Annotated in this window: 19 protein-coding genes; 13 read left to right on the top strand and 6 right to left on the bottom strand. The window is 66.3% G+C overall.

The annotated features are described in order from the left end of the window. The first annotated feature begins 126 nt into the window (after positions 1-126). Positions 127-2409 (top strand): ATP-dependent Clp protease ATP-binding subunit ClpA, encoded by a 2283-nt coding sequence (gene clpA / locus J2X70_RS02950; protein ID WP_032974818.1) that lies wholly within the window; start codon positions 127-129, stop codon positions 2407-2409. 73 nt (positions 2410-2482) lie between these two features. Here clpA and J2X70_RS02945 read toward each other — a convergent pair whose 3' ends face one another. From J2X70_RS02945 to aat, 3 genes are all read right to left on the bottom strand, one after another. Beyond that, positions 2483-2878, bottom strand: coding sequence for a hypothetical protein (locus J2X70_RS02945; RefSeq protein ID WP_025879129.1), 396 nt, complete (start codon positions 2876-2878; stop codon positions 2483-2485). A gap of 203 nt (positions 2879-3081) precedes the next feature. Then, the gene (gene infA, locus J2X70_RS02940; RefSeq protein WP_005409596.1) at positions 3082-3300 is read right to left on the bottom strand and encodes a translation initiation factor IF-1; all 219 of its coding nucleotides are present in this window, start codon (positions 3298-3300) and stop codon (positions 3082-3084) included. Positions 3301-3386: 86 nt separating this feature from the next. Then, positions 3387-4127, bottom strand: coding sequence for a leucyl/phenylalanyl-tRNA--protein transferase (gene aat, locus J2X70_RS02935; protein WP_309909063.1), 741 nt, complete (start codon positions 4125-4127; stop codon positions 3387-3389). 80 nt (positions 4128-4207) lie between these two features. Here aat and J2X70_RS02930 point away from each other — a divergent pair, with 80 nt between their 5' ends. Next, complete coding sequence (locus tag J2X70_RS02930) at positions 4208-5476, top strand: hypothetical protein (protein ID WP_309908879.1); 1269 nt, start codon at positions 4208-4210, stop codon at positions 5474-5476. A gap of 61 nt (positions 5477-5537) precedes the next feature. Here the strand turns inward: J2X70_RS02930 and J2X70_RS02925 are convergent, their stop codons facing one another. Next, positions 5538-6662 carry a GNAT family N-acetyltransferase gene (locus J2X70_RS02925; RefSeq protein WP_309908878.1) on the bottom strand — a complete coding sequence of 375 codons (1125 nt, stop codon included), beginning with the start codon at positions 6660-6662 and terminating at the stop codon, positions 5538-5540. A gap of 191 nt (positions 6663-6853) precedes the next feature. On the opposite strand from J2X70_RS02925, the gene J2X70_RS02920 reads away from it, so the two are divergent. Beyond that, entirely contained in the window at positions 6854-8359 is a 1506-nt protein-coding gene (locus tag J2X70_RS02920; RefSeq protein ID WP_223495063.1) for an N-acetylmuramoyl-L-alanine amidase, read from the top strand. 126 nt (positions 8360-8485) lie between these two features. Here the strand turns inward: J2X70_RS02920 and trxB are convergent, their stop codons facing one another. Further along, positions 8486-9457 (bottom strand): thioredoxin-disulfide reductase, encoded by a 972-nt coding sequence (gene trxB, locus J2X70_RS02915; RefSeq protein WP_025877237.1) that lies wholly within the window; start codon positions 9455-9457, stop codon positions 8486-8488. Positions 9458-9689: 232 nt separating this feature from the next. Here trxB and J2X70_RS02910 point away from each other — a divergent pair, with 232 nt between their 5' ends. The 5 genes from J2X70_RS02910 to J2X70_RS02890 all read left to right on the top strand — a co-directional run bounded on the left by J2X70_RS02910 (position 9690) and on the right by J2X70_RS02890 (position 16986). Further along, positions 9690-12053 (top strand): DNA translocase FtsK, encoded by a 2364-nt coding sequence (locus J2X70_RS02910; protein WP_059064156.1) that lies wholly within the window; start codon positions 9690-9692, stop codon positions 12051-12053. A 41-nt stretch (positions 12054-12094) separates the two neighbouring features. After that, positions 12095-14035, top strand: a complete 1941-nt coding sequence (locus J2X70_RS02905) for a DUF3857 domain-containing protein (protein WP_033831063.1) — start codon at positions 12095-12097, stop codon at positions 14033-14035. 110 nt (positions 14036-14145) lie between these two features. Further along, a complete protein-coding gene (lolA, locus tag J2X70_RS02900) occupies positions 14146-14784 on the top strand; it encodes an outer membrane lipoprotein chaperone LolA (protein WP_279207411.1) in 639 nt (212 codons plus the stop codon). Between the two features lie 417 nt (positions 14785-15201). After that, positions 15202-16500, top strand: coding sequence for a replication-associated recombination protein A (locus J2X70_RS02895; RefSeq protein WP_223485498.1), 1299 nt, complete (start codon positions 15202-15204; stop codon positions 16498-16500). Positions 16501-16584: 84 nt separating this feature from the next. Next, positions 16585-16986 (top strand): DUF805 domain-containing protein, encoded by a 402-nt coding sequence (locus tag J2X70_RS02890; protein WP_080148804.1) that lies wholly within the window; start codon positions 16585-16587, stop codon positions 16984-16986. Between the two features lie 85 nt (positions 16987-17071). Here the strand turns inward: J2X70_RS02890 and J2X70_RS02885 are convergent, their stop codons facing one another. Then, positions 17072-17446 (bottom strand): hypothetical protein, encoded by a 375-nt coding sequence (locus J2X70_RS02885; protein WP_309908870.1) that lies wholly within the window; start codon positions 17444-17446, stop codon positions 17072-17074. Positions 17447-17716: 270 nt separating this feature from the next. Between J2X70_RS02885 and J2X70_RS02880 the strand changes: the two genes are divergently transcribed. From J2X70_RS02880 to J2X70_RS02860, 5 genes are all read left to right on the top strand, one after another. Next, positions 17717-18745 (top strand): alpha/beta hydrolase-fold protein, encoded by a 1029-nt coding sequence (locus J2X70_RS02880; RefSeq protein ID WP_309908868.1) that lies wholly within the window; start codon positions 17717-17719, stop codon positions 18743-18745. Between the two features lie 121 nt (positions 18746-18866). Next, the gene (locus tag J2X70_RS02875) at positions 18867-20246 is read left to right on the top strand and encodes an ATP-binding protein (protein WP_309908867.1); all 1380 of its coding nucleotides are present in this window, start codon (positions 18867-18869) and stop codon (positions 20244-20246) included. A gap of 50 nt (positions 20247-20296) precedes the next feature. Then, on the top strand, positions 20297-21343 hold the full coding sequence (locus tag J2X70_RS02870) for an ABC transporter substrate-binding protein (RefSeq protein WP_154880304.1): 1047 nt from the start codon (positions 20297-20299) through the stop codon (positions 21341-21343). Continuing rightward, entirely contained in the window at positions 21340-22383 is a 1044-nt protein-coding gene (locus J2X70_RS02865) for an iron ABC transporter permease (protein WP_025877218.1), read from the top strand. The genes J2X70_RS02870 and J2X70_RS02865 overlap by 4 nt, the downstream gene beginning before the upstream one ends. After that, positions 22380-23141: a heme ABC transporter ATP-binding protein gene (locus J2X70_RS02860; RefSeq protein ID WP_309908863.1), complete on the top strand. Its 762-nt coding sequence runs from the start codon at positions 22380-22382 to the stop codon at positions 23139-23141. Before J2X70_RS02865 ends, J2X70_RS02860 begins: the two co-directional genes overlap by 4 nt. The last annotated feature ends 35 nt before the right edge of the window (positions 23142-23176 follow it).

Raw genomic sequence — 23176 nt, 5'->3', positions numbered from 1 at the left:
GTCCTGGAGTGAACGATGATCAAGCGTTTGGTAGTGCTAACGCCATCTGAACGTCGCAATCCGCTAGGGTGATGGAAATCGTGTAGTCAGGCCGCATATTGTCTCCAACTGCCGCCGGAGTAATCCATGTTCAGCAAAGACCTCGAACACACCATCGGCCAGTGCTACAAGCGCGCCCGTGAGGCCCGACATGAGTTCATGACGGTCGAACACCTGCTGTTGGCACTGCTCGACAACCCGTCCGCCCAGGCCGTACTGAAGGCTTGTGGCGCCGACGCCGACCGCCTGCGCCAGGAGCTGGAGCAGGCCATCGAGGCCTCCGTGTCCCGCCTGGCCGAAGATGACGGCCGCGATACCCAGCCCACGCTGGGCTTCCAGCGCGTGCTGCAGCGGGCCGTGTACCACGTGCAGTCCTCCGGCAAGAAGGAGGTCACCGGCGCCAACGTGCTGGTCGCCATCTTCGGCGAGAAGGACTCCCACGCGGTCTATTACCTCAACCAGCAGGATGTCACCCGGCTGGATGTGGTCAATTACCTGTCCCACGGCATCGCCAAGCTGGGCGAGGAAGGCGAGCAGCCGTCCTCCTCCGAGGGCGAGGGCCGCATGGAGGGGGGCGAAGGCGAGCCCAAGGGCGATGCCCTGACCGAGTTCGCCAGCAACCTCAACGAGCAGGCCCGTGCCGGTCGCATCGACCCGCTGGTCGGCCGTGCCGACGAGATCGAGCGCACCATCCAGGTCCTGTGCCGCCGCCGCAAGAACAACCCGCTGTACGTGGGCGAGGCCGGCGTCGGCAAGACTGCGATTGCCGAGGGCCTGGCCCGACGCATCGTTGAGGGTTCGGTGCCGGATGTGCTGGCCGATGCGGTCATCTATTCGCTCGATCTCGGCGCGCTGGTGGCCGGTACCAAATACCGTGGCGACTTCGAAAAGCGCCTGAAGGGCGTGCTGACCGCGTTGAAGAAGGTGCCCAATGCGGTGCTGTTCATCGACGAGATCCATACCATCATCGGCGCCGGTTCGGCGTCGGGCGGCACCATGGACGCCTCCAACCTGATCAAGCCGGCACTGGCGTCGGGCGAGCTGCGCTGCATCGGCTCGACCACCTTCCAGGAATACCGCGGCATCTTCGAGAAGGACCGGGCGCTGGCCCGTCGCTTCCAGAAGATCGACATCGTCGAGCCGACCGTGGGCGAAACCTACGAGATCCTGCAGGGCCTGAAGTCCAAGTACGAAGCCCACCACGGCGTCACCTACGCCGATGAAGCGCTGCAGGCCGCCGTCGACCTGTCGGTCAAGCACATCGCCGATCGCCTGCTGCCGGACAAGGCCATCGACGTGATCGATGAGGCCGGTGCCCGCCAGCGCCTGATGCCGGAAGGCCAGCGCAAGGAGCTGATCGACGTCGAGGAAGTCGAGGCCATCGTCGCCAAGATGGCGCGCATCCCGGCCAAGCAGGTCAGCGCCACCGACAAGGATGTGCTGCAGCACCTGGAGCGCAACCTGAAGATGGTGATCTTCGGCCAGGATCCTGCCATCGGCACCCTGGCGTCGGCCATCAAGCTGGCGCGCTCGGGCCTGGGCAATCCGGAAAAGCCGATCGGCAACTTCCTGTTCGCCGGCCCCACCGGTGTCGGCAAGACCGAGGTGACCAAGCAGCTGGCGCTGCAGCTGGGCATCGAGCTGGTCCGATTCGACATGTCCGAGTACATGGAACCGCATTCGATCAGCCGCCTGATCGGTGCGCCCCCGGGCTACGTCGGCTTCGACCAGGGTGGCCTGTTGACCGAGAAGATCGTCAAGACGCCGCACTGCGTGCTGCTGCTGGATGAAATCGAGAAGGCGCACCCGGACATCTTCAACATCCTGTTGCAGGTAATGGACCGTGGCGTGCTGACCGACACCAACGGCCGCGAAGCCAACTTCAAGAACGTGGTGCTGGTGATGACGACCAACGCCGGCGCGGCGCAGGCCTCGCGGCGCTCGATCGGTTTCACCAAGCAGGACCACGCCACCGATGCGATGGAGACCATCCGTCGTGCGTTCACCCCGGAATTCCGCAACCGCCTCGATGCGGTGGTGCAGTTCCAGCCGCTGGGCTTCGAACACATCCTGCGCGTGGTGGACAAGTTCCTGATCGAGCTGGAGATGCTGCTGCAGGAGAAGCACGTCAGCCTGTCGGCCACACCGACTGCGCGCGACTGGCTGGCCCACCACGGTTTCGACCCGCTGATGGGTGCCCGCCCGATGGCGCGGGTGCTGCAGGACAAGGTGAAGCGCCCGCTGGCCGACGAACTGCTGTTCGGCAAGCTGGTCAACGGTGGCAAGGTCAGCATCGACGTGCGCAACGACGAGCTGGTGGTCGAGGCGCAGGCCGAGCCGGAACGGCTGTTGCCGGCCACGGTGGAGTAAGGATGTGCCGGGCAGCGCCCGGCAACGGAAGCAACGACAAGGCGGCGCAGGCCGCCCTTGTCGTGTCAGCTCCTCAGCGGCTGCGCTGGCGGGCCATGCGCTGGAAGGTGGCAGCTTCGAGGGGTTCGATCCGCTCGACCGTGCAGCTGGCGCGGTCGGTCTTCAGTACGCTGCGTGAGCCGGCGCAGAGCTGGTTGCTTTCGCCCTGGGTTTCAAAGGCCAGCCGGCGCGAGGTCACGGCGCCGTTGCAGGAGGCTTTGAACACCACGCGGTAGTGCTGGTCACCATTGCGCAGCAGCACATCGCGATCGGCGCCGGCGCGGACGATCTGTTGGTCTTCGCTCAAGGCAATGCAGCTGTCACCGGCGCTTGCCGACGGCGTGTCGGCGGCCTGGGCGGCGGGCGCGATCAGGGCGGCAGTGCTGAATACCAGGGCGGCGAAGCCAGCGGGCAGGGAAGTCACGTTCATGGCAGGGGCAGGGGATGGCGATCCGGACTGGATCGGATGCCACGATGACGCCGCCGCTGCGAATGCGAATCTGCCGCAAGCATGGCTGACCGATGTCACGGTGCATTCGGTCAGGGTGCCGTCCGGCAGGGCCGGATTGCAGGCATGACAAAAGGCCAGCGTCCAGGGCTGGCCTTGTCGAGGTGGCGCAACGCGCCAGCCGCTTACTTCATTCGGTAGGTGATACGACCCTTGGTCAGGTCGTACGGGGTCATTTCAACCTTGACCCGGTCACCGGTGAGGATGCGGATGTAGTTCTTGCGCATGCGGCCGGAGATGTGGGCGATGATTTCGTGCCCATTTTCCAGACGAACGCGGAAAGTGGTGTTCGGCAGCGTCTCGCTGACGGTGCCCTCGAACTCGATGGAATCGTCTTTCGACATGTAGTCCTGTGCGGTTCAGAAAACGGCCACGCTGGGCCTAAGGCGCAGCATTTTACGCGTCAAACGCCCAGCTTGCAAAGATTGTGTTATTCCCCGGCAAAATCGGCTGCCTGCACGCGCCCGACGAGCCGGGTCCAGGCGCCTTCCCGGCCCGGCGCCTGTACCGCGCTGCGGACCTGCTGCAGAAACGGCGCGCGCGGCAGATGCTCGGCGCCCATGCGCAGCAGATGCGGATTTTCCACCTGCGCGTCGATCAGTGGCCAACCCCAGCCGTGCAGCGTGCGTGCCAGTGCGGCCAGCGCCACCTTGGAGCCGCCACTTTCGCCACTGAACATGCTTTCACCAAAGAACATCGTGCCGATGGCCACACCATAGATGCCGCCGACCAGCGTCTGCCGATCCCACACCTCGAAGGAATGTGCGAAACCCAGGTCGTGCAGCTGGCTGTAGGCATCCACCATCGCCGGGCTGATCCAGGTGCCGTCCTGGCCGGGGCGGGGCGCGCTGGCGCAGGCACGCATCACCTGGCTGAAGGCGGTATCGGCGGTCACTTCCCAGCGGTTGCCGCGCAGCTGCCGGCGGAACCTGCTGCTCAGGTGCACGCCGTCGGTACGGAACACCATGCGCGGGTCCGGCGACCACCACAGGATCGGCTCGCCTTCACTGAACCACGGAAAGATGCCGCCGGCATAGGCATTGAGCAGGCGCAGCGGATGCAGGTCGCCGCCCACCGCAAGCAGGCCATCGGGTTGGCGCAGCGCTGTCTCGGCCGGCGGGAAGGGGGCATCCGGCGCATCGGCCAGGCGCCAGGGCAGCTGACGGGTCATGCCGGCATTGTATTCGTCGTATTCGTCGTGGTGATGCGCGATGTCTGGCACCATCACGCACTACCGGCAAGGAGCCCCGCATGAGCGATCCGATCACCGCCATCCTCGATGCGCACGATGCGCCGCGCACACGCAATGACAGCCTGGCCATGCTGTTGATCCTGGCCAGCGAAGACCGCCCACAGCTTGGCGCGCTGCTGCTGCAGGCGCTGGATCGCCGCTCGCCCAGCTCCACCTTCCTCGACACGGCCTTGGATCTGCTGCCGGACGAGGCTGTCGCCCCGGTCTGTATTGACGCTTGGCGGCGCTATCGTGACGGCGAGCGTGGCGAGCTGCTGACCAGCGTGCTGGAGTTTGCCAGCTACCAGGCGCCGCACACGCTGCAGGACGATTGGGAGGCGCTGCTGGAGGTCGCCATCGAGGATGACATCCAGCTGGCCTCGCAGGTCTGGCAGGCATTGCCGCCGTCGGTTGCGACTGACTGGGCGCATCGGTTGACCGAGGCAGACGACGATCGCGAACTGGAGCGGGCCAAGGCAGTGCTGCTGGCCACCCAGCCGGAGACCTATGCCGCCGCCCGTGGCTACCTGGCCGACTGGAGCGACCTGGATGCCGAGGTCTGGGCGCACTGGGCGGGCTTGGCCGATGGCCCGCGTCTGCGCCATCTGCATGGCCGGCAACCGCTGCACCTGCGCTTCGGGCGCGAACAGCATCGTGCACAGGTGGCCGAAGAGCCTGCCTGGCGCAAGCGGATCTGGCGGCTGCATCCCACCTGGAATGGCGGGCAGGTGCGTCACGCCGGGCGCATGGGCGGGCTGCTCGATGCCTTGTGCGGCAGCTGTCATGCGCCGCTGCAGCGTCTGCTGCAGACCGATGCTGCGGCGCTGCAGCCGGACGCGGAGGGTGAGGTCACGCTAGGGCTGTGCCTGGACTGCTGTGGCTGGGAAGACCCGCCCGTGCGTTTCTATCGGCACGATGCACAAGGCATGCCGCGCTGCCACCCCAGCCAGCACTGCCAGGTGCCGATCAATCCCACCGACAGCGGCGACCTGCTGCAGGCCGAAGTGGGTCTTGCCGCGATGGACAGCCATCGCTGGCAGCAGCAGGACTGGGGCCAGTCCAATCACCGGCAGAACCTGTCGCGGGTGGGTGGTGCACCGAGCTGGGTGCAGAGCGCGCACTACCCGGCGTGCATCGATTGTGGCGAGCAGATGCCTTTCGTGATGCAGCTGGACTCAACGTTGCCGACCACCAATGAAGGCATGTTGCTGTGGGGTAGTGGCGGCATGCTGTACAGCTTCTGGTGCGCGAAGTGCCGGGTGAGCGGGCACTTCTGGCAGTGCACCTGAGCGCCGCATCCCCGCCATTGCTGTGGTAGATGCCAACCTTGGTTGGCACGCTTCTCCGGCGCTACGGTTCCGCACGAAACGGGCCATGCCCCTGCAGCTCCTGCTGGTAGCGCCGCACATCGCGTCGCTCCTGCCGGCACCAGTCGCGCAGTGCCTCGGCAAACTCCGCATCGGCCACCCAGTGCCGGCTGCGCACGATGGTGGGCAGGAAGCCGCGTGCCAGCTTGTGCTCGCCCTGCGCACCCGGCTCGAAGCGGGCCACGCCCTCGCGCAGGCAGTACTCGATGCCCTGGTAGTAGCAGGCCTCGAAGTGCAGGCCGGGCAGGGTGGCACCGCCCCAGTAGCGGCCGTACAGCGTGTCGCCACCGCGCAGGCACAACGCGCCGGCAATCGGTTCGCCGTCCTGTTCGGCCAGGAACAGCACCAGCCCGCGTCCCAGTGAAACCGCCAGATGGCGCAGGAACGCTTCGGTCAGCGCTGGCGCGTTGCCGTATTCCAGGAACGTCTGGAGGTAGAAGCGGTACATCGCCTGCAGATCGGCGCGGGTGGCCTCATCGCCATGCACCACCCGGAAGCTGATGCCCTGGCGGCCGACCTTGGCGCGCTCCTGGCGGATGTTCTTGCGGTGTTTGTGGTCCATCGCGCCCAGGAACTCTTCGAACGTCACCCAGTCACCCGGGTTCTGCCACTGGAACTGGATGTCCTCGCGCAGCAGCCAGTCGTCGTCGAAGATTGTTTCGTCAGCCGCTGTGTGGAAGTTGATGTGGGCTGATGACACATCCAGCGCGGGCAACCGGTCGCGCAGTGCCGTCAGCAGGGCGGTGCGCTGCGCATCGTCGCGGGCCAGCAGGCGTGGGCCGGTCACCGGCGAGTACGGCACCGCGCCGAGCCACTTCGGGTAGTAGTCGCGTCCGTGCCGCGCATAGGCATTGGCCCAGGCGTGGTCGAACACGAACTCACCGTGGGAATTGGTCTTCAGGTAGCCGGGAACGGCGCCGACCAGGGCGTCACCGTCCCACAGGGTGAAGTGCCGCGGCTGCCAGCCCCAGTCCTCGCGCAGGCAGCCGTAGGTTTCCAGGCCGGACAGGAAGGCGTGGCTGACGAATGGATTGCGGCCATCGTGCAGGGCATCCCAGGCGGTGGCGGGAACGGACTGCAGGGAGTCGAGGAAGCGGGCGGTGGGCATGTGAGAAAGGATAGGGCAGGTGGGATGCGAACGGTGCTGGCGGGATCGGGTTGGTTTGTTCCGGGCCTTGAGTGAGGAAAGTTTGAATCCTTTGGGGGTGTGCGCGCGTTGGAAGAACGCCGCTGCGGCATCGGACAGGCTGGTGCGTGCCGCAGGAGCGGTGCATTCATTCCGAACAAGGAGTAGTCACGATGAACCGGAAAAATCCCCGAAGAACCCTTTTTGTGCTGCTGGCCCTTCTGGGGGGCGCACTATCACCTGGCCTCGTCCTGGCTGCCGCGCCTCCCGCCGCAGCAGAGCGTGACGCAGGACTCGACATTCTGTTGACCCAGAAGGCGCGTGACATCCTGGAGCGGGTTCGTCTCGTGGATGGGCAGGCGCGGACCCGCCGGGTCGAGGTGTCAGCGGATATCGCCAAGGGTGTTGTGACCGTGGCCTTGGATCGGGCCTTCCTTCCGGCCGATTACGGACCGTCGTTCGAGGATCAGCGAAGCGAGATCAGTTTTGGACTGCTGCATTGGGCCGAGCAGGCGGCGCCGTTCAGTCGTGTCATTTTTCTGTATGACGGGAAAGAGATCGAACACTACTTTCCTGAGATAAAGGCTGCGGACGATGCGGCGCGGGAGGCGGGGGAGGCGCTGCGGCGGATACGTGGAACACCTGGTTCCGGGATGGCATTCGTAGCAGCCGGGCATGGGTATTTCTACAGCTACAAGGACAACCGGTGGGTGACCTCGAGGGATGAATGGAATGGCGTCTCCGAGGGGCTGTTGACTCCGTCGTACGCCGAGGAACTAAAGGCGGTGATCGAGCAAAGGAGCCAGATGCCTGTCGTCCGTCCGCGCGTTCAGACCATGGGGACGACTCATCCGCCAAGTGGTGAGGAGTGGTGGACCATAGCTGCGCGCTACGCAATTGCGGAGCAGTATCCGGGCGAGACAAAGATATGGAATACGTACGCAGGTAGTGCGCTTTGGGATCGGGAGGAGCGTGAAGACATCAACAGTCGACCGCTTCTCGCAAACCACCACCGGGCTGAGGTGGCGATTCATCTACACAGCAATGGAGAACCCTCGGGGTCCGCGCGAGGCACTCGTGTGATCGTGCAGCCTGGAAGGCCGATGGATGCTGCCCTTGCACAGAGTGTTCTATGTTCGATGAAGGAGCTGATTCACTCGTTACCTGAACATGGGGCATTCACCGTGGCTCCTGCTCCACACGCGCTGGACAAAGGGGAGAATCGAGAGGCGCACATGCCGTCGATCATCGTAGAGACCGCGTTTCACACGAACCCGGATGATGCCAAGGCGCTTCTTGACCCCGTCTTCCGGTCTGCTGCCATGAAGGGCGTTGAGAAAGGCTATCGCTTGTGGGCGACCGGAAAGGCATGCGAGACCTTGGCCCTCGATCCTCTGGCAGATGTACAGATCCCGGTGCGCTCCTCTCGGTTTGTCCCGGTCGCATTCAAGGGCAATCCCCAGTATCCCCTGGTGCTGGAGTTGAGCGTTGCCTCTTGCGTGGGGGGAAACTGTACGCCGTCGGACGAGGAATTCATGGACCCCGGCCAGCCAGTGCAGCTTGAATTGCTCTGCAATGGCGACGGGGTCGGAACCGTTCGCTGGCGGACACGCCTACGCGATGCGGATGGCGTAGTGACGGAGTATCAGGAGTTCAATCAATCCTGCGTCCTGACCTAAGCGGTTTCACAGTGTTGTACTTGCCAGGCATGGCCTGGCGCTACTGAAAACAAAAGGCCGGCGCTCTCGCGTCGGCCTTTTGTCGCAGTCGAGCATGGCTCGACTCTACAGAAGCAGGTTCGCTTCTCAGCTGGCCTTGCCCTGTGCATCCAGGTAACGCTCTGCGTCCAGTGCGGCCATGCAGCCGAAGCCGGCCGAGGTGATCGCCTGGCGATAGTGCTGGTCGGCCACGTCGCCGGCGGCGAACACGCCTTCCACCGAGGTCTGGGTGGCGTTGCCGCCCAGACCCGAACGGATTTCCAGGTAGCCGTTGTTCATGGTCAGCTGGCCGTCGAACAGCTGGGTATTCGGGTGGTGGCCGATGGCCACGAAGAAGCCGTGGGCATCGATGTCGCGGGTGCTACCGTCCAGGGTCGACTTCACGCGCACGCCGGTCACGCCGGCCTCGTTGCCCAGCACTTCCTCCACCTGGTGGTGCCAGACGGTTTCGATCTTGCCGGCTTCAACCTTGGCGAACAGCTTGTCCTGCATGATCTTTTCCGCCTTCAGGGTGTCGCGGCGGTGGACCAGGTAGACCTTGCGGGCGATGTTGGACAGGTACAGCGCTTCTTCCACGGCGGTGTTGCCGCCGCCGACCACGACCACGTCCTGGTCACGGTAGAAGAAGCCGTCGCAGGTGGCGCAGGCGGAGACGCCGCGGCCCTTGAACTCGTCTTCGGTCGGAATACCCAGGTACTTGGCGGTCGCGCCGGTGGAGATGATCAGGGCGTCACAGGTGTATTCGTGACTGTCGCCGATCAGCTTGAACGGGCGCTGCGACAGGTCCGCGGTATGGATGTGGTCGAAGATGACCTCGGTCTCGAAGCGCTCGGCGTGGGCCTGCATGCGCGCCATCAGGTCCGGGCCCATCAGGCCATGGGCGTCACCCGGCCAGTTGTCCACTTCGGTGGTGGTCATCAGCTGGCCACCCTGCTGCAGGCCGGTGATGACGACCGGCTTCAGGTTGGCGCGGGCAGCGTAGACGGCAGCGGTCCAACCGGCCGGGCCGGAACCGAGGATGACAAGACGCTGGTGGCGGGAGGGCAGGCTGGTGCTCATGTAGACTCGCGAAAAGGTAGATGGGACAAGGCGCGGCGATGTTTGCACAGCATCCTTGGCTGGTCATAGAGTGGCGGCTGGGGCAGGGCGATTCAAGCGGATGAACAGAACAGCGCCATCCACGGGCGGTTTCAGGCCCCGTCCTCGCTTGTGCGGCAACGGATAACTGAAAACTGACGCCGTCTCGTTTATTATCAAACACTAACAGCGCATTCCAAAGGTATGGTCTAAGGTGGCGAAGCAGGTCCCCGAACGCTCCAAGTCCGACGACAAAAAGGCATCGCGTCGCTCGGCGGCAGCGGCCACGACCGACAACCCACGCCGTCAGCGCCTGTGGCGCGACCTGGGTCTGATCGCCATCGCGCCGGCGCTGCTGTATCTGGCTGCCAGCCTTTTCACCTATTCAGCGACGGACCCGGGCTGGTCACACACCGGCAGCGTGGTTGCGCCGGTACACAACATGGGCGGCCGCGCGGGCGCGTGGATCGCCGACGTGCTGCTGCAGCTGTTCGGCTACATCGCCTTCCTGCTGCCGGTGGTGCTGGGCGCGCTGGCCTGGATCGCGATGTTCGGCCTCAAGCGTGAGAGCAAGGGCGAGAACGATCTGGACCCCGCGTTGCGGCTGGTTGGCCTGGTCGGCTTCCTGATCGCCGGCACCGGTTTCCTGCACGTGCGCCTGTTCAGTGGCGACGTCTCCCATGCAGGCGGCATCCTCGGCAAGCTGGTCGGCAATTCGCTCAGCGTGGGCTTTGGTGCGCTGGGCGCGAACCTGTTCGTGCTGGTGTTGCTGCTGGCCTCGATCACCCTGGCCACGGGCCTGTCCTGGTTCGTGGTGATGGAGAAGATCGGCCGCGGCGTGATGTCGCTGGCACCGTTGCTGGAGCGCAAGAAGGAGCAGGCCACCGAATGGCAGCAGACCCGTGCGCTGCGCGAGGAGCGCCAGGAAGTGCGCAAGGCCGATGCCGAAGTGCGTGCCAAGCGCGAACCGGTGAAGATCGAGCCGCGCCCGGAGCCGGTGATCGAAAAGAGCGACCGGGCCAAGCGCGACAACCAGATCCCGATGTTCCGTGGCGTCAATGGCGACGGCTCGGACCTGCCGCCGCTGGCCCTGCTGGATGATCCCAAGCCGCAGCCCGTGGGCTATGACAAGGACACCCTGGACGCGCTGTCGCGGCAGATCGAGTTCAAGCTCAAGGACTTCCGCATCGATGCACAGGTGGTCGGCGCCAACCCCGGCCCGGTCATCACCCGCTTCGAGATCGAGCCGGCGCCGGGCATCAAGGTCAGCCAGATCAGCTCGCTGGACAAGGACATCGCCCGTGGCCTGTCGGTCAAGTCGGTGCGTGTGGTCGATGTGATTCCGGGCAAGTCGGTGATCGGCCTGGAAATCCCCAACGTCACCCGCGAGATGATCTACCTGTCCGAGCTGCTGCGCTCGAAGGAATACGACAAGTCGCCCAGTTCGCTAACTCTTGCGCTGGGCAAGGACATCGCTGGTCGCTCGACCGTGGCCGACCTGGCGCGCATGCCGCACCTGCTGGTGGCCGGTACCACCGGTTCGGGCAAGTCGGTGGCGGTCAACGCGATGGTGCTGAGCTTGTTGTTCAAGGCGTCGCCGAAAGACCTGCGGATGCTGATGATCGACCCGAAGATGCTCGAATTGAGCGTCTACCAGGGCATTCCGCATCTGCTGGCGCCGGTGGTCACCGACATGAAGGAGGCCGCCAACGGCCTGCGCTGGTGCGTGGCCGAGATGGAGCGCCGCTACAAGCTGATGAGCGCGGTGGGCGTGCGCAACCTGGCCGGCTTCAACAAGAAGGTGAAGGACGCCCAGGACGCCGGCCAGCCGATGATGGACCCGCTGTTCAAGCCGAACCCGGAGCTGGGCGAGGCGCCGCGCCCGCTGGAGACGCTGCCGTTCATCGTCATCTTCATCGACGAATTCGCCGACATGATGATGATCGTCGGCAAGAAGGTCGAAGAGCTGATCGCGCGACTGGCGCAGAAGGCACGTGCGGCCGGCATCCACCTGATCCTGGCCACCCAGCGCCCGTCGGTTGACGTCATCACCGGCCTGATCAAGGCCAACATTCCCACCCGCATCGCCTTCCAGGTCAGCTCGAAGATCGATTCGCGCACCATCCTCGACCAGTCCGGCGCCGAGACGCTGCTCGGTCACGGCGACATGCTGTACCTGCCGCCGGGCACGGCGATGCCCGAGCGTGTGCACGGCGCCTTCGTGTCCGATGAGGAAGTGCATCGCGTGGTCGAGCACCTCAAGGCAATGGGGCCGGCCGACTATGTCGACGGCGTGCTGGACGAAGTACAGACGATGGGCGATGGCGTGGTGGTCGGTGCGACCGGCCTGCCGGAGACCAGTTCCGGCGGCGGCGATGAGTCCGACCCGCTGTACGACGAAGCGCTGCGCGTGGTCACCGAGACCCGCCGCGCGTCGATTTCCGGTGTGCAGCGTCGCCTGAAGATTGGCTACAACCGCGCGGCGCGACTGATCGAGGCCATGGAAGCGGCTGGTGTGGTCAGTCCGCCAGAGCACAACGGCGACCGCACGGTGCTGGCACCGCCGCCGCCGAAGTAAGCCAAGCCCTGCCGCACTCCCGACGTCCAAGGAACCGACGCATGCTTCAACCCGTTTCCTGCGCGCTGGCGCTGGCCTGCCTGCTGGCAGCCGGCCCGGCGCTGGCCGACGCCGCCGCGACGGCTGTACCCGCAGTCGCGCCGCCGTCCACCGGCAGCGATGCCGAGGCCAGCAACAACTTCAGCTTTGTACGTTATCGCGCCGACTACCAGGTGCGCGCCGATGCCGGCAACGTGCAGACCGAAACCTACGAGATCCTGCTCAAGACCAAGGCAGCGGTGGAGCAGTTCAGCCAGGTGCGGTTGAGCTACAGCGAGAAGATGGAAACGCTGGATGTGGTCAACGCCTATACGCTGACCGCCGACGGCCAGCGTCGCGAAGTGCCGGCCGATCGCATCTACACCCAGGAAAGCTATTCCAGTGCCTCGGCGGCGATGTACGCCGACCGCAAGGTGCGGGTGATCGTGTTCCCGAACCTGGCGCCGGGCACGCGGCTGTTCTACCAGGTGCGCCGGACCCAGTTGACGCCCTATTTCCCGGGCTACTTCGGCCTGTGGGAAACCTTCAATGTGTTCACCCAGTACGACGATGCCGAAGTGACCCTCAGCGCGCCGGCCAATCTGCCCATGTTCGTGGACAGCCGTGGCGTGCAGGGCAGTGACCGACCGGTGGTGAAGAACGGCCAGGCGCAATGGCGCTGGCGCTACCAGCGCCGCGAGCCGATGCAGGCGCAGAACTGGTCGGCGGCGGTGTGGGAGTTCGGGCCGAACATCATGGCCAGCACCTATCGCGACTGGGCGCAGATGGGCCGCGCCTATCAGCTGAAGGCAGGGCCGGCCGCACAGGTCACCCCGGAGATCCAGGCGCTGGCCGATGAAGTCACCGGCGGCATCAGCGACCGTCGCGCGCAGGCCGATGCGCTGTACCGCTGGGTGGCGCAGAACATCCGCTACGTGGCGGTGTACCTGGGCAATGGCGGCCTGGAGCCGAACAGTGCGCAGAGCATCCTCGACAACCACTATGGCGACTGCAAGGACCACGTAACGATCCTCGAGGCGCTGCTGGCGGCCAAGGGCATCACCAGTTCGCCGGTGCTGATCGGTGCCGGTGGCGGCCCGACGCTGCCGAAGATTCCGCTGCTGGGCCGCTTCAACCACGCCATCACCTACGTGCCCGAGTTCGACCTGTACCTGGATTCGACCAGTGCCTGGGCGCGCTTCGGCCAGCTGCCCGATGGCGACCTCGGTGCGCCGGTGCTGCACACCCGCGATGCCACCCTGGCACGCACGCCGGCCAATGATCCGCAGCGCAACGCCACGGTGATGGAGGTGCGCTTCACCTTCGACGCGCAGGGCAACCTGCGTGGCGAGACGGTGCCGCAGCTGAGCGACAACGCCGAGATCGGCATGCGCGCGCAGTTCGCCCAGCTCAATGCACAGAACCGGGCGCGCGCTGAAGAATCGATCATGGCCGCGTCCGGTTTCGATGGCCGCGGCCAGCTGCAGCTGCAGGGTGTGCCGGTCGACCTGACCCGGCCGTTTGGCTATCGCATGGCCTTCCAGGCCGAGGACTACGTGGACTTCGATGTGGCCGGCGGCATGGCCGTGCCCGATCCGCCCGGTGGTGAATCGGTACGCGGGCTGTATGCCAGCGCCTCGGCGCCGGACAATGAGACGCCGTTCTACTGCAATGCCAGCCTGCGCGAGGAAACCTATCGCCTGCAGTTCCCGGCCAATGCCCCGATCATCGCCATTCCGCGCAGCCAGCGGTTTGCCAATGCGGCCGGCGAGTACCGGGTCGACTGGAGCCGGCAGGGCCAGGAAGTGACCGTGCATCACCGCCTGCAGCAGAACGCGGTGCGTGGCGCCGAGGCGCTGTGCCAGCCGCAGGACTATGCCGCGTTCCGCGCACTGTTCCGCGAGGTACGCCGCGGCTTCCGTGGCCAGGTGCTGTACGGCAAGCTGCCGGCCGCTGGCGGCTGAATCGCCGATCAGCGATCAGGGCGTCATAATGGCGTCCTGATCGCCCATTCATCTTTCGCCGGGCACACTGGCACCCAACTTTCCTGGCCGCGCGCCCACAGGATCCCTGCATGAACCTTCGCCTCCGCCGTTTCCTCGCCACCACCACCCTGGCCGTGGCCTGCGCCGCTGCCGGCAGCGCCTGGGCCGGCGCCCGTGATGACCTGAAGACTTTCACCACCGGCCTGAAGGGCCTGGATGGGCAGTTCAGCCAGCAGGTGTTCGACAGCCGCGGCAAGGTCAAGGAATCCACCAGTGGTCGCGTCGCTTTGTCGGCACCGCGCCTGTTCCGTTGGGAGTACGTGCGCCCGCACGAGCAGCTGATCGTGGCCGACGGCAAGAAGGTGTGGATGTTCGAGCCGGACCTGGAACAGGCGACCGTGCGCGAGCAGGGCAAGGAAGAGCAGAACAGCCCGCTGACCGCGCTGATCAACCCGGCGCTGCTGGAGCAGCAGTACGACGTGAGCGAAGAGGCCGCCACCCGCGATGGCCTGCAGTGGCTGTCGCTGTCGCCGAAGCGCGAGACCGAAGCCAGCTTCCAGTACGCCGCGCTGGGCTTCAACGCGCAGGGTCTGGCGAAGATGGAGATCACCGACGCCGTGGGCCAGCGCACTGTGATCAGTTTCAGCGGCTGGAAGCGCAACCCCAACTTCGCCGCCAACACCTTCCGCTTCACCCCGCCGGCCGGTACCGACGTCATCGGCAACTGATCGCAGTCGCCGGGCATGGCCCGGCGCTACCTGCGCTGGGGGGTGTCAACTGGCACCGCCTTGGTAGGTGTCAACCTTGGTTGACATGCTTTTGATCTGCCGGCCAGCGGCCGGCACTGCCGATTGCCGCAGATCTCCGGTCCGCCGGGCATGGCCCGGCGCTACCGCCCTTGGTAGGTGTCAACCTTGGTTGACATGCTTTTGATCTGCCGGCCAGCGGCCGGCACTACCGATTGCCGCAGATCTCCGGTCCGCCGGGCATGGCCCGGCGCTACCTGCGCTGGTGGGTGTCAACCGGCACCGCCTTGGTGGGTGCCAACCTTGGTTGGCACGCTCTCGCGGTACAATGACCGCGTGCCAAGACATCGCTCCACTTCATTCCCCGGCCCCGATCTGCTGAGTGTCGATCGGGAACACATGCGCCCGCTGGCCGAGCGCATGCGCCCCCGCACCCTGGATGAGATGGTCGGGCAGAAGCGTCTGCTCGCGCCAGAGAGCGCGTTGCGCCGTGCCGTCGAATCCGGACGCGTGCATTCGATGATCCTGTGGGGACCGCCCGGCTGCGGCAAGACCACGCTGGCGCTGTTGCTGGCTGAATACTCCGACGCCGAATTCCGTGCCATTTCCGCCGTGCTGTCCGGCCTGCCGGAGGTGCGCCAAGTGCTGGCAGAGGCCGCGCAGCGCTTCGCCGAAGGTCGTCGCACGGTGCTGTTCGTCGATGAAGTGCACCGCTTCAACAAAGCGCAGCAGGATGCGTTCCTGCCGCACATCGAGCGCGGCACCATCCTGTTCGTCGGTGCAACCACCGAGAACCCGTCGTTCGAGTTGAACTCGGCGCTGTTGTCGCGTTGCCGCGTGCATGTGCTGGAAGGTGTCTCGCCGACTGACATCGTCGAAGCGCTGGAACGTGCGCTCGGTGATCGCGAGCGCGGGCTGGGCGAGGAACGCATCGAAGTCGCGCCCGAGCTGCTGCTGGAAATCGCCACCGCCGCTGATGGCGACGTCCGCCGTGCGCTGACCCTGCTGGAAATCGCCGCCGAGCTGGCAGGCGGGGAGGGTGGTCGCATCACCCCGCAGACGCTGACCCAGGTGCTGGCCGACCGCACCCGCCGCTTCGACAAGGGCGGCGAGCAGTTCTACGACCAGATCTCGGCGCTGCACAAGTCCGTGCGCAGCTCCAATCCCGATGCCGCCTTGTACTGGCTCACGCGCATGCTCGACGGCGGCTGTGATCCCTCGTATCTGGCGCGCCGGCTGACCCGCATGGCCATCGAGGACATCGGCCTGGCCGATCCTCGCGCGCAGAGCATGGCGCTGGAAGCGTGGGACATCTACGAGCGACTGGGCAGCCCGGAAGGTGAGCTCGCCTTCGCGCAGCTGGTGCTGTACCTGGCCAGCACCGCCAAGTCGAATGCCGGCTATGCCGCCTTCAACCAGGCCAAGGCCGATGTGCGCGACAGTGGCACCGAAGAAGTGCCGCTGCACCTGCGCAATGCACCGACCAAGCTGATGAAGGAGCTGGGCTACGGTGCCGAGTACCAGTACGACCACGATGCCGAGGGCGGCATCGCGCTGGACCAGACCGGTTTCCCCGATGCGATGGGCGAGCGGGTGTATTACAACCCGGTGCCGCGCGGGCTGGAGATCAAGTTGAAGGAAAAGCTCGACCGGCTGCGTGCCGAGCGTGAGGCGGCGAGGGCGGCCAAGGGCGCGTAGTCGTCTGCGTGTGGCAAGGCGGCGCATTGCTCCGCTCGCATGCATTTGGCAGACTGCGCGGCTTATTTTTCAAGGAACGATGCCGTGCAGGAAATGATTCTGCCGTTGAAGCGCTATGCCCAGTTCGAGGGCCGCGCCAACCGCCGCGAGTACTGGATGTTCCAGCTGTTCCTGCTGCTTGCGGGAGCCGCGGTATGCGTGATTGCGCTGACAGTGGCGCTCGTTGCCGGCCTCGTGCTGGACGCCGATTCCAGCTGGATGGCCGGGATCACGATCGGCGCGGTGGCACTGGTGGGTGCGCTCTGGCTGGCCACGATCGTGCCGCTGATCGCGGTGACCGTCCGCCGCCTGCATGACTGCAACCAGTCAGGGTGGCTGTACCTGCTGGCGCTGGTGCCGGGCGGTGGCGTGGTGATCCTGATCTTTGCGCTGCTGCCGGGTACGCCGCAGGACAACCCGTACGGTCCCGTGCCCGCCGGCCCCTGAGTCAACGGGTTTCGGCCCGATGCAACGAAGCCGGCCCAGGGCCGGCTTCGTCGTTTCTGCGCTGCTGTCAGCAGTGCCAAGCTGATTACTGCAGAACGCAGTCGCCCAACGCCAGGTAATCCGATCCCGAACTGAACTGCAGCGTGCAGCTGGCGGTGAAGGTGGCGCCGTCCTCCATCGCTGCAAGCTTGGCGTTCTGCTCGTCGTCGGAGGCGGTCAGGCGGGCCAGCACCTGGCCATCCTCATCACCCGCCTCAAGGACCGGCTCGCCCTGCAGGTTGCTGGAGGCGCCCAGGCTCACTGCCGTGAACTGCACGGTCTGGTTGAGCTGTTCCAGCCCGAGGGAGGAATAGCCGGCCTCTTCATAGGCCGAATACAGCCCGGCCAGGCTCGGCGCGGCATGGCCGGCCAGCGGGGCGAGAAGGCCGGCGACGAGTGCGATCAGTGCTTTGTGCTTCAAGGGGTTCTCACAATCATGGGATCCGATCCCATGGCGGTTGTGGAGCTGATGGGCAGGGGCCAGGCAGGCACCCGCAAGGGCGGGGCGATTCCTGCGCCCCGATGGCAGGCAAAGTAGAGGAACCCAGACTTCCGGTGCAAGCGCTGGCGTACGCACTGTCGCGCGCGTGATACATAGCGTGACGTTTGATCGATGTGATAATCATTCGCGTTTAAGGTAGACTGCGGTCCCTTGTGAACCGGTGGCCGTGTGCCGCTTTCGCCGTCACTGATGAAGTCTTCCGTCCTGCCTCCGCGCCGCGGCCCGCTGCTGTCCGGCTTGGCCGCCTTGATGATGGGCCTGCTCCTGGCTACCCCGTACGCATACGCGCAGCAACGCAATCCGCTGCAGAAGATGGGCCAGACCGTGCTTGATGCACCGGCGGTCAGCTATCGCTTCGAGCGTTTCGTGATCGACAGCCCCGATCAGCAGCGCCGCTGGCGGGTGAATGTGGCGATTCCGGCCAAGGCCCCCAAGGCGCCATCGCCGGTGCTTTACGCACTGGACGGCAACGCCGTGGCGATGGTGCTGGACCAGCCGCTGATGGCCGAGCTGGCCGCACGCAAGGCGCCGCCGGTGCTGGTGCTGATCGGCTACGACAACGACCTGCGCATCGATTCGGCGTCGCGCACCCGCGACTACACCGCATGGATCGATCGCGCCGATGATGAAAGCGGCAGGACGCAGGCTGTCGGCGGCGGCGCAGCGGCCTTCCTGGACATGATCGAGCGCCGCATCAAGCCCGAAGTGGAACGCCGCGCCAACATCGATCGCCAGCAGCAGGCCCTGTGGGGCCATTCGCTGGGCGGCCTGTTCGTGCTCAGCAGCCTGTACACCCGTCCGGCCGCCTTCCAGTACTACCTCAGTGCCAGTCCGTCATTGTGGTGGAGCCAGGGTGCGCCGCTGGGTGACATCGAGCAGCAGTTCGTGCAGAACGTGCATGGCCAGCCAGCAAAGGTGTGGCTGATGCTGGGCGGTGCCGAGCGCGTCGGCGACCGTGGCAAGCGCGACATGAGCAATCCGCGCGTGGTCGCGCATCTGCGCCGCATTGGTGGCGCCACTCCGGATGCGGCGATGCAGCTGTCCGAGCGCTTGGGCAAGGTGCCGGGGCTGAGCGTGCAGTACCGCGAGTTCCCAGGCCTGGGCCATGGCCCGATGCTGCCGGCGTCCTTCCACGCGGCGCTGCACGAGCTTTATGGCGTGACCGACCGCAGCGCCGCCGACGGCCAGCCGGCCGGTGGAGACAACGCCGCCGAATGACCCCCTCGCACGGCAGTGCCGTGCGACCCCACTACCCAGGCGGACTGTCGATGTGCAGCGGCCAAGGCAACCGATGAATCCCGCGCCACCAGGCGCGGCCTACGTGTGCAAGGAGCCTTCCATGTCATTCCGTCCGTCTTTCCGCCTCACTTCCCTGGCCGCCGGCCTGCTGCTGGCAGTGACCGCCAGCGCACAGCCGGTGTTCGACCAGCCGGCCAGCGCTACCTTCAAGGGCCAGGTTGTCTCACGCGGTGAGAACGTGGTTCCCGGCAGCACCGCCGATGTCACCGGCCGCGGCTTCGTGCCGGGCCAGCAGGTCAGCCTGCTGCGTGGCGATACCGCGCTCAACAGCCAGCCGGTGGTGGTCGATGCCGATGGCAACTTCAAGACCCAGCTGGCCATTCCGGCCGACGCCGTGCCGGGTACCCACCCGGTGGTGGTGCGCGCCAGCCAGCCGGCCGCCGCAGCCGTGCTGAAGCTGCGTGTGTCGCCGCAGCTGCCGCTGTCGGGCCAGGCGAAATTCGCCACCCAGTCCAACAAGCTGGTACCGGGCCTGTACCAGTCGGCCTACAGTGCTGCCAGCAATGCCGTGTTCGTGACCTCGGCCGTCGGCCGCCCGCCGGTCACCCAGTCGCAGCTGCTGAAACTGGACCCGAAGTCGCTGAAGGTGACCAAGGCCATCACCCCGGCGCAGGTGCCGGGCAGCACCAACGGTGCGGTGTTCGCGGTATATGGCGTGGGCGTCGATGATGCCAATGGCAATGTCTGGGTCAGCAACACCCGCCAGGACACCGTGGCTGTCTATCGCCAGGCAGACTTGTCGCTGGTCCACCAGTTCCCGGTCGGCGCCGTGCCGCACGCCCGCGACGTGGTGGTCGACAGCACGCACGGCAAGGTGTTCGCCTCGGCCGCCGGTGAGGACCATCTGTCGGTGTTCGATGCGAAGACGCTGAAGGCACTGGAGCCGATCACCCTGGCCTCCGGCGTGGACGACGAGAAGTTCGTGCCGATGAGCCTGGTGCTGGATGAGCCCAGCGGCAAGCTGTTCACGGTCAGCATCGGTACGCCGGAAGCGGCGGTGATCGATGTGGCCAGCGGCAAGGTCGACAAGGTCATCGATCTGGGCAATTCGATCAGCGCTTCGGGCGTTGCCTTCGATGCCGAGCGCAACCGCCTCTACGTGGCCTCGCAGGGCACCGACAACCTGCTGATCGTCGACGTGGCCAGCGGCAAGGTCGTGCACGACGTGCCGGTCGGCGCCGGCGCACTGAACGTGGCCTTCGATGCGAAGAGTGGCCTGGCCTACGTCACCAATCGCGGTGCCGGCACCGTCACTGCCGTTGACCGTGATGGCAAGGTGGTCGGCAACCTCGATGGCGGCACCTTCCCCAATCACGTCCGCGCCGATGGCAAGGGCAATGTCTTCGCCGTGAACAAGTCGCGTGGCGCTGAAGATCCGAAGGGTGACCGCATCACCCGCATCAGCCTGCGCCAGCCGTAAGCCACAGGGCAGGGCGGCACCCCGCCGCCCTGCCAGCAAGGAGAATCTGCATGAACATCGCTTCCCGCCTGCGCCAGTGCGCGCTCCCGATTGCCGTTTCATTGGTGCTGGCCGCCTGTGGCGATAAAGCGCCGCCGTCTGCCGGCAGCCCAGACGCAGCAGCACCGGCGGCCGCCACCGCCAAGGCGGGAGCACTACCCGCAGGTTGGCAGCGGGTGGCAGGCAGCGACGTGCCGACACTGCCGGGTCAGCAGGCGGTGCTGCCGAGCAAGGTGCACTCCGACGATGGCGCCGATGTGGAGGTGGATGACAGCAGCCGGATCATTGCCGGCGGTGACGACATCATCGCGGTGATCGAGGCGCTGGGCCTGGGCAAGCAGGTGTTCGCCGCGCCGACCAACACCACCACCGAGGCAGGCCTGGCCGCACCGCACCAGTTCCTGTTCAACCGCACGACCGGCGTGGAGGGGGTTCTCAGCCTGCAGGGGTCGCTGTTCATCGGCAACAGCCTGCGTCGCCACACCGAACTGGCAAAGAAGCTGCGCGAAGTGGGCGAGCCTGCAGTGGTGATCGATGACCTGCAGCCGGCGCCGGACAAGGTGCGGAAGATCGCCGCCGTGCTCGGCGTGGCCGACGCAGGGCAGACCCTGGCCACGCAGGTGCAGCGCCAGCTGGATGAGGCCGCCGCGATCGGCAAGGGCCTGGCGCATGCGCCGCGGGTGATCCATGTGTCGGCGACGGGAGCGGGCGGTTCGCCCACCGTGGCCGGTGCCGACAGCGCATCGGCCAAGCTGATCGCCCTGGCCGGCGGCCTGAACATCGGCACCGAGGCCGGCGTGGCCAACTATTCGCAGCTGAGCAACGAAGGCGTGGTCGCGGCGGCACCGGACGTGATCCTGGTGACCGAGCACGACCTGCAGCTGTTCGGTGGTGCCGAAGGCCTGTGGAAGGCCTACCCGACGCTGAAGCAGACCCCGGCCGGACAGGCCAACCGGGTCTGGGTGATGCCGGATGCGCAGTTGAAGTACGCCAGCATCGGTTCCGGTGCGGGGGCATTGGCCCTGGCGCAGGCGCTGGCGGCGCTGCCGAAGGCATGAGCCCTGCGGATCGACGCCGCCGTCGCGGGCGGACGATGTTGTTGATTGCGCTGCTCGCGCTGCTGGGCGCGGTGCTGGCGTCGTTCGCCGTGGGGCCGCTGCGCTTGCCACCGCTGGAAGTGATGCAGGCGCTGGCGGTGAAGCTGGGCCTGCTGGATCCGCAATCGGTCAGCAGCCGTGACCTGGCCGTGGTCTGGCAGCTGCGCATTCCGCGTGCGTTGCTGGGGGCGATGGTCGGCGCGGCGCTGGCGATGGCCGGTGCCAGCCTGCAGGGACTGTTCGGCAATCCGCTGGCCGATCCGGGCATCGTCGGTGTCAGCCAGGGCGCCGCGCTGGGTGCCGTGGCGGCGATCGTGCTGGGTGCTGCGGGCGCAGCCGGCTGGCTGGTGCCGGTGGCGGCCTTCGGCGGCGGTGCCGCCGCGATCGGGCTGACCTACGCGCTGGCGCGGCCGGGCAAGGGCAGTGGCAATGCCACGCTGTTGCTGGTGGGCATTGCGATGGCCGCGTTCTGTTCGGCACTGATCGGCTTCCTGACCTACATCGCCAACGAAAGCGAGCTGCAATCACTGGTGTTCTGGCAGATGGGCTCGCTGGCGCGCGCGAACTGGGCCGACGTGGTGGCGGTGCTGCCGCTGTTCGCCATCGGCGCGTTCGCACTCCATCGCTTGGCCACGCCGCTGGACATGCTGGCGCTCGGCGAGCGCCAGGCACAGCATCTGGGGCTGGACGTGGCGCGTACACGGCGCCTGCTGGTGGCCTTCAGTGCGCTGCTGGTCGGCGCGGCGGTAGCGTTCGCCGGCTCGATCAGTTTCGTCGGCCTGGTGGTGCCGCACGTGGCGCGCCTGCTGGTTGGCCCTGGCCACCGCTGGCTGCTGCCGTTGTCGGGTCTGCTGGGTGCACTGCTGATCGTGGTGGCCGACACTGCGGCGCGCACCCTGGACCCGCCTGCCGAGATTCCGCTGGGCCTGTTCTCCGCCGCGCTGGGCGCGCCGTTCTTCCTCTGGCTGGTGCTGCAGCAGCGCCGCAAGGCGGCGGCATGAGCGCCTTCCTGCAACTGCGCGACGTGGTGGTGCGTCGCCAGCAGCGCGAGATCCTGCATGGCATCACCCTCGCATTCGAGCCGGGCACGGTGACGGCGCTGGTGGGGCCCAACGGTGCCGGCAAGTCGACCCTGCTGGGGGTGGCGGCTGGCGATCTGCGTGCCGACGGTGGCGAGGTGCAGCTGCATGGACGTCCGCTGCGCGACTACAGGGCCGGACCGCTTGCGCGCGAACGTGCGGTGATGCCGCAGGAGCACGGCGTGCGCTTCGCCTTCAGCGTGGAGGAAGTGGTGGCGATGGGGCGCCTGCCGCACCCGCCGGATCCGCAGGTGGATGAGGTGCAGGTGGAGCGGGCGATCGATGCTGCCGAGCTGCAGGCGCTGCGCCTGCGCGAAGTGCAGCAGTTGTCCGGCGGCGAATCGGCGCGCACCACGTTCGCGCGCGTGCTGGCACAGGACACGCCGTTGCTGCTGCTGGATGAGCCTACGGCTGCCTTGGATCTGCGCCACCAGGAGCGCACCCTGCGCAGCGTACGGGCCTGCGCCGAAGCCGGTGCGTGCGTGATCGTGGTGCTGCATGACCTCAACCTGGCGGCCGGATACTCCGATCGCATCGTATTGCTGGAGCAGGGCAGGGTGGCCGCTGACGGCACGCCTTCGCACGTGCTGACCGAGGGCAACCTGCAGCGTGTCTACCAGCAGGACGTGGTGGTGCTGCAGCATCCGCGACGCGGCGTGCCATTGGTTGTGGTGACCTGATGCAGTAAAGCTTCCTTGCGCAGCGCGACGTATCA

Origin of the sequence: Stenotrophomonas sp. 1337 (assembly GCF_031455455.1) — a bacterium.
In the GTDB taxonomy this organism is placed as follows: Bacteria; Pseudomonadota; Gammaproteobacteria; order Xanthomonadales; family Xanthomonadaceae; genus Stenotrophomonas; species Stenotrophomonas indicatrix.
The sequence above is the reverse complement of the archived record's forward strand: the minus strand, read 5'-3'. Positions and strand labels throughout refer to the sequence as shown.